Raw genomic sequence first — 16880 nt, 5'->3', positions numbered from 1 at the left:
GAGTGGGTGCCGCCGCCGCACGCGACGGCGCCGCGTGCGGGCTGTCGGGGAATGCGGGGCGCCGGGGGTGGGGTCAGGCGCCGTCCGGCGCGTGCCGGTCGGTGAGCAGGCTCATCCGCGCCTGCGTGAGGAACCGCGCGATATCGCGGTCCGTGGTGGGGGCCTCGACCTGCGCGGTGTCGAGCAGGCGGCCGAGCACGGCCGCCTTGCGGGGGCCCTCGATGCCCAGGGCCAGTGCGGGCCGCGAGTCGACGGGGCCCCGCACGTCGAGGAGGCGCACGACGATGTCGTCCCGCTGGAAGATGGTGCTGCTGACGACGGGGCTCGTCGGGTCGTCGGCCGCCGCCTCGTCCTGGCGGGCCAGCAGCCGGGCCAGGGCCATGCCGCAGCCTTCCTTGGCCGGGTAGAACAGTCCGTGGCGCTCGACGTCCGTGTCATCGCTGCCATCGGCGGCCAGGTGGTGGACGGCCGGCAGCGCCGCCCGGGTGAAGAACACCCGCGCCGAGTTCGGGTCGCTGAGATCGCGGTCCTGCTCGAGATACGGGTTGACGGCCTCTTCGAGGGCCCGGACCTCGGGTTGCCGCGCCACGTGCCGCAGTGCCGCCAGCAGGTCGCCCTCGACCTCGATGGCGCGGACCACGCGGTTGCCGTGCATGAAGAGGGAGGTGCGGCGCAGCCGGGTGGTCTCGTCCACCCGGGCGGACGGAGAGGTGTAGCCGGCCAGGAGCTTGGCGACCTTCTTCTCGCTGCCGGGCTTGACCGTGAAGGTCAGCGCGTGGCGGACCACGCCGTCGCCGATCCGCGGAGCCGCCTGCAGGTTGCCCTTGCCCTCGGGGAACCCCTCGTGGGGCATGTGCGTCTCGCGCAGGACGCTGAAGCGCAGCGAACGGGTGTCGCGGACGCAGCCGTGCAGCGGCTGGACCGTCTGCACGTGTTCCTCGCTGTTGACCCAGGCCAGGAACGGCGGTGCGCTCTCCCATTCGCTGGTGATCAGCCACTGGGAGGGGTTCTCGATCGACTGGCAGAGCTGGTCGCTGATGTGACCGGGTACGGAGGCCACCTGATTGCGCAGGTGCTCGTACGCCTCCAGGAACTGCTTCTGGGCGCCTTCGTGGAGGTCCAGCAGCAGGACGACCCTGAGCCGGGAGCCGTCGAAGGCGGATTGCGATATTCGTTCGGACAGGGTTGTCATCTTCGCTCCTTCGCGACCGGGTGCTGTCCACGTCCCGCGACGCACCGTCAGTCGTCGGTGGAATCCGCGTGGGTGACCCACGGACGGACCGCGGAGTCCGGCGCTGTCTTGCGCGCCGGCGGCACTCCAGAACCGATGTTTGTCCGATGGGGCGATTGGCGCGACATAGAGGAACCAAGTGGGTGAAAACGTGAGGAAACGGCCACCGTACCGGGCATGGAAGTTCAGTCCCCGTCGTGCGGCCGGAGCTGGAGCAACTGATGAACGAGAACGTCGACCACCGCGTGCCGGTCCTCATCGTGGGGGGCTCCCTGGTGGGCCTGTGCACCTCACTGTTCCTGGGCCGCCACGGCATCCGGCACATGCTGGTGGAGAAGCACGCGGGCACCTCCCTGCACCCGCGCGGCCGCGGCATCAACGTGCGGACGATGGAGCTGTTCCGCGTCGCGGGCGTCGAGCGGCAGATCCGGGAGGCCGCCGCCGTCCTCGCCGACAACCACGGCATCCTCCAGGGCGGCTCCCTCACCGGGGACGACTCCGAATGGCTGTTCAAGGAGATCGACCCGGGCGGCGCCCTCGCCCGCTTCAGCCCGAGCGGCTGGTGCCTGTGCAGCCAGAACGCCGTCGAGCCGGTGCTCCGGAACCTCACCCCCTCGCTCGGCGCCGACCTGCGCTTCTCCACCGAACTGCTCTCCTTCGACCAGGACGAGAGCGGCGTGACGGCACTGGTCAAGGACCGCGAGACCGGCGAGCACAGCACCGTGCGCGCCGACTACCTCGTCGCCGCCGACGGCCCGCGCAGCCCCGTGCGCGAACAGCTGCGCATCGGCCAGAACGGGCCCGGCGACCTGTTCCACAACGTCAGCATCACCTTCACCTCCCGTGGTCTCGCCCAGGTGATCGGCGACCGGCGCTTCATCGTCTGTTACCTGACCAAGCCCGGCGCGGACGGGGCGCTGCTGCCCGTCGACAACCGGGAGCAGTGGGTGTTCCACGCGCCCTGGAACCCCGACCGGGGCGAGACCATGGAGGACTTCACCGACGAACGCTGCGCCGAACACATCCGCCGGGCCGTCGGCGCACCCGACCTCGACGTCGAGATCACCGGCAAGGCCCCCTGGCACGCCGCGCAGCGCGTCGCGGAGCGGTACGGCTCCGGCCGGGTCTTCCTCGCCGGCGACTCCGCCCACGAGATGTCGCCCACCGGGGCGTTCGGCTCCAACACCGGTATCCAGGACGCGCACAACCTCGCCTGGAAGCTCGCCGCCGTGCTGTCGGGCACGGCCGGCCCCGGCCTGCTGGATACGTACGAGGCCGAACGGCTGCCGGTGGCCCAGGCGACCAGCGAGCGCGCCTCGGCCCGTTCCGTGGAGCACAGCCACCCCGGATACGCCCCCGCTCCCGGTGCCGGCGGCGGCCGCCAGGGCGGGGTCCTCACCGTGGCCATGGGCTACCGCTACAACCGCGGTGCCGTCGTCGGTACCGACCCGCACGCGCCCGTCGTCCCCGAGCGGATGGAGCTGACCGGCGATCCGGGCACCCGGGCCCCGCACATGTGGCTGCGCAGGTCCGGCGAACGGGTGTCCACCCTCGACCTCTACGACACGGCCTTCGTACTGCTCAGCTCCGAGGGCTCGCCGTGGCAGGACGCGGCCCGCCGGGTCGCCGAACGACTCGGTGCACCCCTCGCCGCCCACACGATCGGCACCGGGCCCGCCGCCGACCTGACCCCCGAGGCCGGCAGCGACGACGACTGGGCGCCGCGCCACGGCACGAGGACCGACGGCGCGGTCCTCGTGCGTCCCGACGGCTTCGTGGCCTGGCGCTCGGCAGCGGCCGCGACCGACCCGGAAGCCGAACTCCACACCGTCATGACCGCACTGCTGCACCGCACCTGACCGCCGGGACGGACAGGACGGGACGGGACAGGGAGTGGACATGCGCAAATGGGGACCGGTGACGGCGGTCTGTCTGTCGACGTTCATGCTGCTGCTCGACGTCACGATCGTCGTCGTGGCCCTGCCCGACATGGCGCGCGTGCTCGGCGCCTCCCTCTCCGACCTGCAGTGGGTCATCGGCGGCTACGCCCTGGCGCTCGCCGCCCTCGTCCTCGGCTTCGGGACCGCGGCCGACCGGTTCGGGCGGCGTCGCGTCCACGTCCTCGGCGTCGCCCTCTTCGCCGCCGCCTCCCTGGCCTGCGGGCTGGCCTGGTCGCCGGACCTCCTGGTCGGCGCCCGGATGGTCCAGGGCGTCGGCGCCGCCGCCATGTTCGCCACCACCCTGCCGCTGCTCGGATCCGTCTACCGGGGCGAGGACCGCGCGGTCGCCCTGGGCCTGTGGGGCGCCGTCAGCGGGACCGGCTCGGCCATCGGCCCGATCCTGGGCGGGCTGCTCACCCAGGGCCCCGGCTGGCGGTGGATCTTCTTCGTGAACATCCCGCTCAGCGTCGTCGGCATCTGGCTCACCCGGCGCACCGTGCCCGAGTCCCGCTCCCCGCAGGACATTCGCATCGACTGGGCGGGCACCGCCACCTTCGCCCTCTTCGCCGGGGCCGCGACGTACGGCGCCGAACGTGCCGGCGCCCTCGGCTGGGCCGCTCCGCGCACCCTGGCGACGCTCGCCGTCGCGCTCCTCGCCCTGCTCGCCTTCATCGTCGTGGAGAACGGTACGGCCCACCCCCTCCTGGACCTGTCGCTCTTCCGCACGCCGGCCTTCGTCGCCGTCATGGCCGGGGCCTTCGCCTTCAACGCCGCCGCGTTCGCCGTCCTCCCGTACCTCTCCATCTGGCTCCAGACCGTGCTCGGACTCAGCCCGGCCCGGGCGGGCCTCGCGGTCCTCCCGCTCGCCGCCACGGCCTTCGTGGTCGCCGCGGTCGGCGGCCGTCTGCTGCGCGGGGTCAGCCGCCGTCTCGTCATCGGCCTCGGACTGGTGCTCGTCGGGCTCGGCACCGCAGCCCAGGGCTTCGTCTCCGCCGGCTCTTCCTGGACCGTGCTGCTGCCCGGCCTCGCGCTCGCGGGCATCGGCACCGGGCTGGTCTCGCCGGCCCTCGGCGGCGCCGCCCTCGACTCCGTCCCACGGGAGCGCGCCGGCATGGCGGGCGGAGCCGTCAGCACCTTCCGCCAGCTCGGCTACGCCGTGGGCGTCGCCGTCGCCGGCACCATCCTCACCAGCCGCATGACCCCGCCCCTCACCGGGGAGCAGGCCCACGTCCTGGCCGGCGGCGGCGCCCGCGAACTGGCGGACACGCTGTCCGTGCACGCGCTGCGCGCGGCCTTCGCCTCCGCCCTCACGACCACCACCCTGGTCGCCGGCCTGGTCGGCATCCTCGCCGGAGCGATGGCGCTGCTGCTGATCCGCGACCCGCACCCGGCCCCGGCACCGCAACCGGTCGCGCCTCGCAAGGCCCCGGCTCCCCGGGACTCCTGACGACCCGGCTCCAGACGAGAGAGAAGCGCCTCGACGATTGACGGGAGACAGTGGCAGGAGCATTATTCATCGCATGATGAATAAAGTGGAGGCGGGGACGCAGCCACCCGCCGTGCACGCCCGCGCGCTCGTCGTCACCCGCGGCCCCCGCACCGTCCTGCGCGGCATCGACTTCGACGTGCCCCGCGGCCGGATCACCGGGCTGCTCGGGCCGTCCGGCTGCGGCAAGTCCACGCTCATGCGGTCCATCGTCGGTACGCAGGCCCAGGTCGCCGGCACGCTCGACGTGCTCGGCAGCCCCGCCGGCGCCCCCGCGTCGCGGTCCCGGATCGGGTACGTCACCCAGGCGCCCTCCGTGTACGACGACCTCACCGTCCGCCAGAACCTCGACTACTTCGCCGCCGTCCTCGACCCCGGCCGCGCAGCGGCCGACCGCCGACGCGCCGACGTCGACCGGGCCATCCGCGACGTCGACCTCGCCTCGCACACCGGCGCGCTCGCCGGCAACCTCTCCGGCGGCCAGCGCAGCCGCGTCTCGCTCGCCGTCGCCCTGCTCGGCTCCCCGGAACTCCTCGTACTCGACGAACCCACCGTCGGCCTGGACCCCGTACTCCGCCGGGACCTGTGGAACCTGTTCCACGACATCACCGCCACCCGCGGCGCCACCCTCCTCGTCTCCTCCCACGTCATGGACGAGGCAGAGCGCTGCCACCACCTCCTGCTCATGCGCGAAGGCCGCATCCTCGCCGCGGACACCCCGGAGGCGCTCCGCGCCCGCACCGGCTCGGCAACCGTCGAAGAGGGCTTCCTCCACCTCGTCGACCAGGCCGCCGCCACCCCGGAAGCCCCGGAAACGACCACCACCTTCGCCGACCGGGAGCCCCGATGAACCTCGCCCGCACCCTCGCCACCGCCGCCCGCGTGCTGCGCCAACTGCGCCACGACCCGCGCTCGATCGCGCTGATGCTCCTGGTCCCCGTGCTGATGCTGGTCCTGCTCCGCTACGTCTTCGACGGTGACCCGCAGACCTTCAACAGCATCGGCGCCTCGCTCCTCGGCATCTTCCCGCTGATCACGATGTTCCTGATCACGTCCATCGCGACCCTGCGCGAGCGCACCTCCGGCACCCTCGAACGCCTCCTCGCCATGCCCCTCGGCAAAGGGGACCTGATCGCCGGCTACGCCGTCGCCTTCGGCTCCCTCGCCGTGCTCCAGTCGCTGCTGGCCACCGGCACCGCCCTCTGGCTCCTCGGCCTCGACGTCATCGGCTCGCCCTGGCTGCTCCTGCTCGTCGCGCTCCTCGACGCGCTGCTCGGCACCGCACTCGGCCTGTTCGTCTCGGCGTTCGCGTCCTCCGAGTTCCAGGCCGTCCAGTTCATGCCGGCGGTGATCTTCCCCCAGCTGCTGCTGTGCGGACTGTTCGCGGCCCGCGACACCATGCAACCCGTCCTCGAGTCGATCTCGAACGTCCTTCCCATGTCCTACGCCGTCGACGGCATGACCGAGGTCCTCACCCACACCGACATGACGGCCGACTTCGTCCGCGACGCGCTCGTCGTCGCCGGGTGCGCCCTGCTCGTCCTGTGCCTCGGCGCGGCCACCCTCCGCCGCCGCACCCCGTAACGCGAACCGCCCCGCCCGCACTCCGGACAACCCGTCACCGTTCCCCGGCCGGGTGCAAGGATGAGGACGACAAGGATGAGGACGACGACGTACCCCCGGCGCAGCCCCCACGGGAATCCGCCTCGGGATCCGCATCCGCATCCGCAGCACGTGTGCAAGAACCGCTCGGCGAGGTGAGCCCGTATGACCCAGACAGTCGCAGTCCTCGGCACCGGCAAGATCGGCGAGGCCCTGCTCAGCGGGATGATCCGAGGCGGCTGGCCGGCCGGGAAGCTGTTGGTGACCGCCCGTCGCGCCGAGCGCGCCGAGGAGCTCCGTACGCGTTACGGCGTCGAGTCCGTCAGCAACGCCGAGGCCGCGAAGCGCGCCGACACCCTCATCCTCACCGTGAAGCCCCAGGACATGGGCAAGCTCCTGGAGGAGCTCGCCCCGCACGTGCCCGCGGGCCGGCTCGTCATCAGCGGCGCCGCGGGCATTCCCACCGCCTTCTTCGAGGAGCGCCTCGCCCCGGGCACGCCCGTCGTGCGCGTCATGACGAACACCCCCGCCCTCGTCGACGAGGCCATGTCCGTCATCTCCGCCGGCAGCCACGCCACGGCCGAGCACCTCGCGCACACCGAGGAGATCTTCGGAGGAGTCGGCAAGACCCTCCGGGTCCCCGAGTCCCAGCAGGACGCGGCCACCGCGCTCTCCGGCTCGGGCCCCGCCTACTTCTACTTCCTCGTCGAGGCCATGACCGACGCCGGCATCCTCCTCGGCCTGCCCCGCGCCCAGGCCCACGACCTGATCGTGCAGGCCGCCATCGGCGCGGCCGTGATGCTCCGCGACAGCGGCGAGCACCCCGTCAAGCTCCGGGAGGCCGTCACGTCCCCCGCCGGTACGACCATCAACGCGATCGTCGAGCTGGAACGGCACGGCGTCCGCGCGGCCCTGATCGCCGCCCTCGAAGCCGCCCGCGACCGCAGCCGCGAACTCGCCTCCGGCAACAGCTGAGCCGCCTCTCCCCTCCCCTTATATGCACGCACGCACAGAAGGGGAGGGAAGGGGGAGGGCGAGAAGGCGCCCCCACGGCTCTTCACATGGCCGGCAGCAGCCCGATCGCCCGGTACGCCTCGTCGACGACCGGCCGCGACAGCGCCCGCGCCCGCTCGGCGCCCGCCCGGAGCACCGACTCCAGCCGGCCCGGGTCCGCGCACAGCTCCGCGTGCCGCTCCTGCACCGGCCGCAGCAGCTCCACCACCGCGTCCGCGGTGTCCTTCTTCAGAGCGCCGTACGAGTCGTAGACCTCGGCCAGCTTCGCCGGTTCGCCGCCGGTGCACGCGGCGAGGACGTCCAGCAGATTGCTGACCCCCGGCTTGGCCTCGCGGTCGTACGCGACCTCGCCGCCGCTGTCGGTCACCGCCCGCATGATCTTCTTCCGGACCACCCCCGGCTCGTCGAGCAGGTAGACGATGCCGGCGGTGGAGTCGTGGGACTTCCCCATCTTGGCCGTCGGGTCCTGGAGGTCCATGACGCGCGCCGCCACCGGCGGGTGGGTGGCCCGCGGGACGGTGAAGGTGTGCCCGTAGCGCTGGTTGAAGCGGACCGCGATGTCCCGGGTGAGTTCCACGTGCTGCCGCTGGTCCTCGCCCACCGGCACCTCGTCGGTCCCGTACGCCAGGATGTCCGCGGCCATCAGCACCGGATACGTGAGCAGCGACAGCCGCACGCTCTCCCCGGCCGCCTGCGCCCGCGCGGCCTTCTCCTTGTACTGGATCATCCGCCGCAGTTCGCCGTCGGTGGCCGTGCACTCCAGGAGATAGGAGAGCCGCGCGTGCTCGTCGACGTGGCTCTGCACGAAGAGGGTGCATCGGTCGGGGTCGAGCCCGGCCGCCAGCAGCAGTGTGGCCGCCTGTCGACTGAGCCTGCGCACGCGCGCCGGTTCGTGTTCGACGGTGAGGGCGTGCAGGTCGACCACGCAGAAGACCGCCTCGGCCTGGAACTGGTCGGTCTCGACCCACTGCCGCACGGCCCCGAGGTAGTTGCCGAGGGTCAGGTGTCCGGTGGGCTTGATCCCGCTGAAGATCCGCGTCATCTCTCTGTCTCTCCTTGTGGTGTGGGCGGTCGGGCGCCGGTTCGGTGGCCGGCGCTCCCACGGGGGAGAAACGAGAACGGCCGCCGAGAGCGGCGGCCGTGAGCGCATGCGTGCGTTCGCGTGGAAGGACGGCCGCCGTCAGGCGGCCCACCAGCGAAGGCTGAGCGCATGCGTAGTCATGGACACCAGCGTAGACCTCCGGGGTGACGTCTGTCCGGAGGTTGACACGACTCGCCTGGATCCGTAGTGTTCTCCGAGTTGTCCGACGTGAGCGCCGACCCCGGTCGGTCCCCGGACAGCCATTCCGCAACAACCATTCGAACGAACGACGCGCTTTGTCGTCTCGTTTTCATGCGTATTTGCGAATGGGGAATCCGTGTCCGAGAGACACAGTCGCCGATTAGGTCGGGGACAAGGAATCCGCTAAGGTCTCACTCGTCGGAAGGGCCCAACAGCCCGGAAGGCAAACCCCGCTGACTGGGAGTCAGGCCCGAAAGGATCTGATAGAGTCGGAACCGCCGGAAAGGGAAAACGCGAAAGCGAAGAACCTGGAAAGCACCGAGGAAGTCGGGCCCGAAAGAGTCTGATAGAGTCGGAAACGCAAGAACGAAGGAAGCGCCCGGAGGAAAGCCCGAGAGGGTCAGTACAAAGGAAGCGTCCGCACCTTGAGAACTCAACAGCGTGCCAAAAATCAACGCCAGAAGTTGATACCCCGACTCACTTCGGTGAGTTGAGGTTCCTTTGAAAAAGTCCTGGCAGGTCTTCGGATCTGGCAGGCAACACTACAGCGAGGACGCTGTGGACGATCTGCCTTATTCCGGCGTGATCGTCCCGCTCTTGCGTGGTGTGCACCCGATTACGGGTAAACATTCACGGAGAGTTTGATCCTGGCTCAGGACGAACGCTGGCGGCGTGCTTAACACATGCAAGTCGAACGATGAAGCCCTTCGGGGTGGATTAGTGGCGAACGGGTGAGTAACACGTGGGCAATCTGCCCTTCACTCTGGGACAAGCCCTGGAAACGGGGTCTAATACCGGATAACACTCCTGCCTGCATGGGCGGGGGTTAAAAGCTCCGGCGGTGAAGGATGAGCCCGCGGCCTATCAGCTTGTTGGTGGGGTAATGGCCTACCAAGGCGACGACGGGTAGCCGGCCTGAGAGGGCGACCGGCCACACTGGGACTGAGACACGGCCCAGACTCCTACGGGAGGCAGCAGTGGGGAATATTGCACAATGGGCGAAAGCCTGATGCAGCGACGCCGCGTGAGGGATGACGGCCTTCGGGTTGTAAACCTCTTTCAGCAGGGAAGAAGCGAAAGTGACGGTACCTGCAGAAGAAGCGCCGGCTAACTACGTGCCAGCAGCCGCGGTAATACGTAGGGCGCAAGCGTTGTCCGGAATTATTGGGCGTAAAGAGCTCGTAGGCGGCTTGTCGCGTCGGATGTGAAAGCCCGGGGCTTAACCCCGGGTCTGCATTCGATACGGGCAGGCTAGAGTGTGGTAGGGGAGATCGGAATTCCTGGTGTAGCGGTGAAATGCGCAGATATCAGGAGGAACACCGGTGGCGAAGGCGGATCTCTGGGCCATTACTGACGCTGAGGAGCGAAAGCGTGGGGAGCGAACAGGATTAGATACCCTGGTAGTCCACGCCGTAAACGTTGGGAACTAGGTGTTGGCGACATTCCACGTCGTCGGTGCCGCAGCTAACGCATTAAGTTCCCCGCCTGGGGAGTACGGCCGCAAGGCTAAAACTCAAAGGAATTGACGGGGGCCCGCACAAGCGGCGGAGCATGTGGCTTAATTCGACGCAACGCGAAGAACCTTACCAAGGCTTGACATATACCGGAAAGCATTAGAGATAGTGCCCCCCTTGTGGTCGGTATACAGGTGGTGCATGGCTGTCGTCAGCTCGTGTCGTGAGATGTTGGGTTAAGTCCCGCAACGAGCGCAACCCTTGTCCTGTGTTGCCAGCATGCCCTTCGGGGTGATGGGGACTCACAGGAGACCGCCGGGGTCAACTCGGAGGAAGGTGGGGACGACGTCAAGTCATCATGCCCCTTATGTCTTGGGCTGCACACGTGCTACAATGGCCGGTACAATGAGCTGCGATACCGTGAGGTGGAGCGAATCTCAAAAAGCCGGTCTCAGTTCGGATTGGGGTCTGCAACTCGACCCCATGAAGTCGGAGTCGCTAGTAATCGCAGATCAGCATTGCTGCGGTGAATACGTTCCCGGGCCTTGTACACACCGCCCGTCACGTCACGAAAGTCGGTAACACCCGAAGCCGGTGGCCCAACCCTTGTGGAGGGAGCTGTCGAAGGTGGGACTGGCGATTGGGACGAAGTCGTAACAAGGTAGCCGTACCGGAAGGTGCGGCTGGATCACCTCCTTTCTAAGGAGCATATAGCCGACTGCGATCGAATGAATCGCACGGTTGCTCATGGGTGGAACGTTGATTAGTTGGCACAGTCTTCAAAGCCTTCTGTAAGTACTGCTTCGGCGTGGAACACGGAAGAGTGGCGGGGATTGTGCTTGGCACGTTGTTGGGTATCTGAGGGTACGGCCGATTTGGTCGAACCTTCGCGATGCCGGCCCCAGTGAACTCACTAGCTTGTCTGGTGGGGTGATGGGTGGCTGGTCGTTGCTTGAGAACTACACAGTGGACGCGAGCATCTGTGGCCAAGTTTTTAAGGGCGCACGGTGGATGCCTTGGCACCAGGAACCGATGAAGGACGTGAGAGGCCGCGATAGGCCCCGGGGAGCTGCCAACTGAGCTTTGATCCGGGGGTGTCCGAATGGGGAAACCCGGCAGTCGTCATGGGCTGTCACCCACTGCTGAACACATAGGCAGTGTGGAGGGAACGAGGGGAAGTGAAACATCTCAGTACCCTCAGGAAGAGAAAACAACCGTGATTCCGGGAGTAGTGGCGAGCGAAACCGGATGAGGCCAAACCGTATGCGTGTGATACCCGGCAGGGGTTGCGCATGCGGGGTTGTGGGAATTCTTTTGATCGGTCTGCCGGCCGGTCGGCGAGTCAGAAACCGTTGATGTAGTCGAAGGACATGCGAAAGGTCCGGCGTAGAGGGTAAGACCCCCGTAGACGAAACATCAGCGGCTTGCTTAAGAATCTCCCAAGTAGCACGGGGCCCGAGAAATCCCGTGTGAATCTGGCGGGACCACCCGCTAAGCCTAAATATTCCCTGGTGACCGATAGCGGATAGTACCGTGAGGGAATGGTGAAAAGTACCGCGGGAGCGGAGTGAAATAGTACCTGAAACCGTGTGCCTACAAGCCGTGGGAGCGTCGCGCATTGAGTTTACTCAATGCGTCGTGACTGCGTGCCTTTTGAAGAATGAGCCTGCGAGTTAGCGGTGTGTAGCGAGGTTAACCCGTGTGGGGAAGCCGTAGCGAAAGCGAGTCCGAATAGGGCGATTGAGTTGCACGCTCTAGACCCGAAGCGGAGTGATCTAGCCATGGGCAGGTTGAAGCGGAGGTAAGACTTCGTGGAGGACCGAACCCACCAGGGTTGAAAACCTGGGGGATGACCTGTGGTTAGGGGTGAAAGGCCAATCAAACTCCGTGATAGCTGGTTCTCCCCGAAATGCATTTAGGTGCAGCGTCGTGTGTTTCTTGCCGGAGGTAGAGCACTGGATAGGCGATGGGCCCTACCGGGTTACTGACCTTAGCCAAACTCCGAATGCCGGTAAGTGAGAGCACGGCAGTGAGACTGTGGGGGATAAGCTCCATGGTCGAGAGGGAAACAGCCCAGAGCATCGACTAAGGCCCCTAAGCGTACGCTAAGTGGGAAAGGATGTGGAGTCGCAGAGACAACCAGGAGGTTGGCTTAGAAGCAGCCACCCTTGAAAGAGTGCGTAATAGCTCACTGGTCAAGTGATTCCGCGCCGACAATGTAGCGGGGCTCAAGCGTACCGCCGAAGTCGTGTCATTGCAGCAATAGGGCCAACGCCCGCTGTGATGGGTAGGGGAGCGTCGTGTGCCGGGTGAAGCAGCAGCGGAAGCTAGTTGTGGACGGTTCACGAGTGAGAATGCAGGCATGAGTAGCGATACACACGTGAGAAACGTGTGCGCCGATTGACTAAGGGTTCCTGGGTCAAGCTGATCTGCCCAGGGTAAGTCGGGACCTAAGGCGAGGCCGACAGGCGTAGTCGATGGACAACCGGTTGATATTCCGGTACCCGCTTTGAAACGCCCAATATCGAATCAGGCGATGCTAAGTCCGTGAAGCCGTTCCGGACCCTTCGGGGAAAGGAAAGTGGTGGAGCCGACGAACCAGACTTGTAGTAGGTAAGCGATGGGGTGACGCAGGAAGGTAGTCCAGCCCGGGCGGTGGTTGTCCCGGGGTAAGGGTGTAGGCCGAGGGGTAGGCAAATCCGTCCCTCATTAAGGCTGAGACCTGATGCCGAGCCGATTGTGGTGAAGTGGATGATCCTATGCTGTCGAGAAAAGCCTCTAGCGAGTTTCATGGCGGCCCGTACCCTAAACCGACTCAGGTGGTCAGGTAGAGAATACCGAGGCGTTCGGGTGAACTATGGTTAAGGAACTCGGCAAAATGCCCCCGTAACTTCGGGAGAAGGGGGGCCATCACCGGTGATGAGTCTTGCACTCTGAGCTGGGGGTGGCCGCAGAGACCAGCGAGAAGCGACTGTTTACTAAAAACACAGGTCCGTGCGAAGCCGTAAGGCGATGTATACGGACTGACGCCTGCCCGGTGCTGGAACGTTAAGGGGACCGGTTAGTGACCTTTCGGGGTTGCGAAGCTGAGAACTTAAGCGCCAGTAAACGGCGGTGGTAACTATAACCATCCTAAGGTAGCGAAATTCCTTGTCGGGTAAGTTCCGACCTGCACGAATGGCGTAACGACTTCTCGACTGTCTCAACCATAGGCCCGGTGAAATTGCACTACGAGTAAAGATGCTCGTTTCGCGCAGCAGGACGGAAAGACCCCGGGACCTTTACTACAGTTTGATATTGGTGTTCGGTTCGGCTTGTGTAGGATAGGTGGGAGACTTTGAAGCAGCCACGCCAGTGGTTGTGGAGTCGCCGTTGAAATACCACTCTGGTCGTGCTGGATGTCTAACCTCGGTCCGTGATCCGGATCAGGGACAGTGTCTGATGGGTAGTTTAACTGGGGCGGTTGCCTCCCAAAGAGTAACGGAGGCGCCCAAAGGTTCCCTCAGCCTGGTTGGCAATCAGGTGTTGAGTGTAAGTGCACAAGGGAGCTTGACTGTGAGACCGACGGGTCGAGCAGGGACGAAAGTCGGGACTAGTGATCCGGCGGTGGCTTGTGGAAGCGCCGTCGCTCAACGGATAAAAGGTACCCCGGGGATAACAGGCTGATCTTCCCCAAGAGTCCATATCGACGGGATGGTTTGGCACCTCGATGTCGGCTCGTCGCATCCTGGGGCTGGAGTCGGTCCCAAGGGTTGGGCTGTTCGCCCATTAAAGCGGTACGCGAGCTGGGTTTAGAACGTCGTGAGACAGTTCGGTCCCTATCCGCTGCGCGCGTAGGAATATTGAGAAGGGCTGTCCCTAGTACGAGAGGACCGGGACGGACGAACCTCTGGTGTGCCAGTTGTCCTGCCAAGGGCATGGCTGGTTGGCTACGTTCGGGAGGGATAACCGCTGAAAGCATCTAAGCGGGAAGCCTGCTTCAAGATGAGTATTCCCACCTCCTTGAGAGGGTAAGGCTCCCAGTAGACGACTGGGTTGATAGGCCAGATGTGGAAGCCCGGTAACGGGTGGAGCTGACTGGTACTAATAGGCCGAGGGCTTGTCCTCAGTTGCTCGCGTCCACTGTGTTAGTTCTGAAGTAACGAACCGTGTCTATGCCCGGTTGGTCAACTTCATAGTGTTTCGGTGGTCATAGCGTTAGGGAAACGCCCGGTTACATTCCGAACCCGGAAGCTAAGCCTTTCAGCGCCGATGGTACTGCAGGGGGGACCCTGTGGGAGAGTAGGACGCCGCCGAACAATCATTGTGGGAAAGCCCCGCACCTTATGGTGCGGGGCTTTTCTGCGTTTACGGCCGTCTTCTCGCGGACGCGCAGCGGCAGTCCGCCCGTGACGCGGGCCGTGACACGGCCCGTGACTCCGCGCGGCGGAGCCGCCGAGGCCGGCGCCGGCAGAGCATGGGAGTTGGGCGTGTGATCCATCTACCCAGCAGTAGTGGTGGGGCCTACGCTGTGCCGCCATGACAGATGTGCGCCTGCGGCGCGGCCGGGGTTCCCTGGCTTTCAGCTTCTTCGTCCAGGGGGTCACCTTCGCCCTCCTCGTGACGCGGATCCCCGCCATCCAGGACCAGTACGGGATATCCGACGGCCTACTGCCGGCCTTCCTGGCTGCCGTGCCGATCCTGGCCGGGGTGGCGAGCGTCGGCACCGAGAAGATCGTGAAACGGGTGGCGCCCAGCACCGTGCTGCGGTGGTCGCAGCCGCTCGTGCTGCTCGCCCTGCTCGGGGTGGGCGCCGGCCGCGAGTTGTGGCACGTGGCGGTCGCGCTCGGCCTGTTCGGGCTGGCGGTGGGCGGGCTCGACGCGTCCATGAACATGCTCGGCGTCAGCCTGCAGAGGACGTACGGGCGCAGCATCATGCTCGGCTTCCACGCCACCTACAGCCTCGGCGGGATCGCCGGGGCGTCCGCCGCCTGGGCCGGGGCGCACTGGCACCTGTCGCTGTTCGTGTCCTACCTGCCGGCAGTGGCGCTGCTGCTGCCGCTCGCGCTCGCCGGCAGCCGGTTCTACGTCGACCAGGACGGCCGTCAGGCGCCGGACGGGGCACCTGCGGGCGCCGGAGCGGGCGGGGCAGGCTTCAAGCTGCTGCTGCCGCTGTGCCTGGTGATGGCCTGCGCGTACATCGGGGACTCGACCGTCTCCAACTGGAGCGCCAAGTACCTCCAGGACGTCCTGGGCAGCTCCGAGCAGGTCGCCACCGTCCCCTACAACATCTACATGGTGACCACCCTGCTCGGGCGGGCCGTGGGGGACCTCGGGGTGCGTCGGCTGGGTGCGGTGGCCGTGGTGCGGGGCGGGACGCTCGTCGCGGCCGGCGGGTTCGCGGTGGTGGCCGCGGCGCCCGGGCCGGGGGTGGGGATGCTCGGGTTCACGCTGCTGGGGCTCGGGCTGTGCGTGATCGTGCCGCAGACCTTCGCGGCCGCCGGCCGGCTGTTCCCGCACGACTCCGACACCGCCATCGCGCGGCTCAACATCTTCAACTACGTCGGATTCCTGGTCGGGTCGCCGCTGGTGGGGGCCGTCGGGGACGCGTGGAGCTACCGGGGGGCGATGCTCGTCCCGATGGCCCTGGTCCTCGTCACACTCGCCCATGCCCGCTCGTTCGGCGCGGAGCCCGCCCGATACGGTGGCGGGCATGAGCGGCCGCGGGTTGTTGATGTGGGACGAGGCGGTAACGAGGTATGACTTCGGACCGAGCCATCCGATGGACCCGGTGCGCCTGGCACTGACCATGGGCCTGGTGCGCGCCTTCGGGCTCGACCGCGAGATGGACGTACGGGCGGCCCGGCCCGCGGGGGACTCGACGCTGCGGCTCGTCCACCGCGAGGACTACGTGGCCGCCGTACGGGCCGTGTCCGCCGACCCCGGCACGGCCGACGGGTCGTACGGGCTGGGCACCATGGACGATCCCGCCTTCGCCGGGATGCACGAGGCGTCCGCGCTGATCGCCGGCCAGTCCGTCGCGGCCGCCGAGGCGGTCTGGCACGGGGAGGCCGAGCACGCGGTGAACTTCGCGGGCGGGCTGCACCACGCGATGCCGGGCGGGGCCGCCGGGTTCTGCGTGTACAACGACGCCTCCCTCGCCATCGCACGGCTGCTGGAGCTCGGCGCCGAGCGGGTCGCGTACGTGGACGTCGACGTGCACCACGGGGACGGCGTGCAGGCGGCGTTCTGGGAGGACCCGCGGGTGCTGACCGTGTCGCTGCACGAGCACCCGCGGACGCTGTTCCCGCAGACCGGCTGGCCCGAGGAGACGGGCGGGCCGGAGGCCGAGGGTTGCGCGGTCAACGTGGCGCTGCCCGCGGGGACCGGCGACGAGGGCTGGCTGCGGGCCTTCCACGCCACCGTGCCCGAGCTGCTGGCGGAGTTCCGGCCGCAGGTGCTGGTGACGCAGCACGGCGCCGACACCCACTTCGAGGACCCGCTCGCACACCTCGCGGTGTCGCTGGACGCCCAGCGGGCCGTGCAGGAGGCCTGCCACGAGCTGGCGCACACGTACGCGGACGGCCGCTGGGTCGCACTGGGCGGCGGGGGCTACGCGGTCGTGGACGTCGTACCGCGGTCCTGGACGCACCTGGTGGGGATCGCCGCGCACCGGCCGGTGGATCCCGAGTCGGCGGTGCCGGCCTCCTGGCGGGACGAGGTGTACGCGCGGACCCGGCAGCTCGCGCCGGCCCGGATGACGGACGGGCGCACCCCGCAGTGGCGGGACTGGGACGCCGGCTACGACCCGGCGGACCGCACCGACCAGGCCGTGCTCGCGACCCGGCGGGCGGTGTTCCCGCTGCGCGGGCTGCTCGCCTGAGCGTGCTGC

At 67.4% G+C, this 16880-nt stretch carries 9 protein-coding genes and 3 rRNA genes; 10 read left to right on the top strand and 2 right to left on the bottom strand.

Annotation, left to right across the window (positions count from 1 at the left end; genetic code table 11):
- Positions 1–73 precede the first annotated feature (73 nt).
- The gene (locus OG764_RS16320) at positions 74–1192 is read right to left on the bottom strand and encodes a SchA/CurD-like domain-containing protein (protein ID WP_328969141.1); all 1119 of its coding nucleotides are present in this window, start codon (positions 1190–1192) and stop codon (positions 74–76) included.
- 260 nt (positions 1193–1452) lie between these two features.
- Here OG764_RS16320 and OG764_RS16315 point away from each other — a divergent pair, with 260 nt between their 5' ends.
- From OG764_RS16315 to proC, 5 genes are all read left to right on the top strand, one after another.
- Positions 1453–3090 carry an FAD-dependent oxidoreductase gene (locus OG764_RS16315; RefSeq protein ID WP_328969140.1) on the top strand — a complete coding sequence of 546 codons (1638 nt, stop codon included), beginning with the start codon at positions 1453–1455 and terminating at the stop codon, positions 3088–3090.
- Between the two features lie 40 nt (positions 3091–3130).
- Positions 3131–4618 (top strand): MFS transporter, encoded by a 1488-nt coding sequence (locus tag OG764_RS16310; protein WP_328969139.1) that lies wholly within the window; start codon positions 3131–3133, stop codon positions 4616–4618.
- Positions 4619–4691: 73 nt separating this feature from the next.
- On the top strand, positions 4692–5507 hold the full coding sequence (locus tag OG764_RS16305) for an ABC transporter ATP-binding protein (protein WP_328969138.1): 816 nt from the start codon (positions 4692–4694) through the stop codon (positions 5505–5507).
- The gene (locus OG764_RS16300) at positions 5504–6241 is read left to right on the top strand and encodes an ABC transporter permease (protein ID WP_328969137.1); all 738 of its coding nucleotides are present in this window, start codon (positions 5504–5506) and stop codon (positions 6239–6241) included. The genes OG764_RS16305 and OG764_RS16300 overlap by 4 nt, the downstream gene beginning before the upstream one ends.
- 183 nt (positions 6242–6424) lie before the next feature.
- A complete protein-coding gene (proC, locus tag OG764_RS16295) occupies positions 6425–7234 on the top strand; it encodes a pyrroline-5-carboxylate reductase (RefSeq protein WP_328969136.1) in 810 nt (269 codons plus the stop codon).
- An 82-nt stretch (positions 7235–7316) separates the two neighbouring features.
- Here the strand turns inward: proC and trpS are convergent, their stop codons facing one another.
- Positions 7317–8315 carry a tryptophan--tRNA ligase gene (gene trpS / locus OG764_RS16290; RefSeq protein WP_328969135.1) on the bottom strand — a complete coding sequence of 333 codons (999 nt, stop codon included), beginning with the start codon at positions 8313–8315 and terminating at the stop codon, positions 7317–7319.
- Between the two features lie 869 nt (positions 8316–9184).
- Between trpS and OG764_RS16285 the strand changes: the two genes are divergently transcribed.
- The 5 genes from OG764_RS16285 to OG764_RS16265 all read left to right on the top strand — a co-directional run bounded on the left by OG764_RS16285 (position 9185) and on the right by OG764_RS16265 (position 16871).
- Positions 9185–10708, top strand: a 16S ribosomal RNA gene (locus OG764_RS16285).
- 285 nt (positions 10709–10993) lie between these two features.
- Positions 10994–14116, top strand: a 23S ribosomal RNA gene (locus OG764_RS16280).
- 74 nt (positions 14117–14190) lie between these two features.
- A 5S ribosomal RNA gene (gene rrf, locus OG764_RS16275) occupies positions 14191–14307 on the top strand.
- Together the 16S, 23S and 5S rRNA genes form the textbook arrangement of a ribosomal RNA operon.
- A gap of 220 nt (positions 14308–14527) precedes the next feature.
- On the top strand, positions 14528–15751 hold the full coding sequence (locus OG764_RS16270; RefSeq protein WP_328969134.1) for an MFS transporter: 1224 nt from the start codon (positions 14528–14530) through the stop codon (positions 15749–15751).
- Positions 15702–16871: an acetoin utilization protein AcuC gene (locus tag OG764_RS16265; protein ID WP_328969133.1), complete on the top strand. Its 1170-nt coding sequence runs from the start codon at positions 15702–15704 to the stop codon at positions 16869–16871. Before OG764_RS16270 ends, OG764_RS16265 begins: the two co-directional genes overlap by 50 nt.
- Positions 16872–16880 lie beyond the last annotated feature (9 nt).

Source organism: Streptomyces sp. NBC_00239 (assembly GCF_036194065.1).
GTDB lineage: Bacteria > Actinomycetota > Actinomycetes > Streptomycetales > Streptomycetaceae > Streptomyces.
This window is presented reverse-complemented; position numbering and strand designations above follow the sequence as displayed.

Coding starts and splice junctions, on each gene's coding strand:
- OG764_RS16320 (WP_328969141.1), bottom strand. CDS start 1,192: ATGACAACCCTGTCCGAACGAATATCGCAATCCGCCTTCGACGGCTCC.
- OG764_RS16315 (WP_328969140.1), top strand. CDS start 1,453: ATGAACGAGAACGTCGACCACCGCGTGCCGGTCCTCATCGTGGGGGGC.
- OG764_RS16310 (WP_328969139.1), top strand. CDS start 3,131: ATGCGCAAATGGGGACCGGTGACGGCGGTCTGTCTGTCGACGTTCATG.
- OG764_RS16305 (WP_328969138.1), top strand. CDS start 4,692: ATGATGAATAAAGTGGAGGCGGGGACGCAGCCACCCGCCGTGCACGCC.
- OG764_RS16300 (WP_328969137.1), top strand. CDS start 5,504: ATGAACCTCGCCCGCACCCTCGCCACCGCCGCCCGCGTGCTGCGCCAA.
- proC (WP_328969136.1), top strand. CDS start 6,425: ATGACCCAGACAGTCGCAGTCCTCGGCACCGGCAAGATCGGCGAGGCC.
- trpS (WP_328969135.1), bottom strand. CDS start 8,315: ATGACGCGGATCTTCAGCGGGATCAAGCCCACCGGACACCTGACCCTC.
- OG764_RS16270 (WP_328969134.1), top strand. CDS start 14,528: ATGACAGATGTGCGCCTGCGGCGCGGCCGGGGTTCCCTGGCTTTCAGC.
- OG764_RS16265 (WP_328969133.1), top strand. CDS start 15,702: ATGAGCGGCCGCGGGTTGTTGATGTGGGACGAGGCGGTAACGAGGTAT.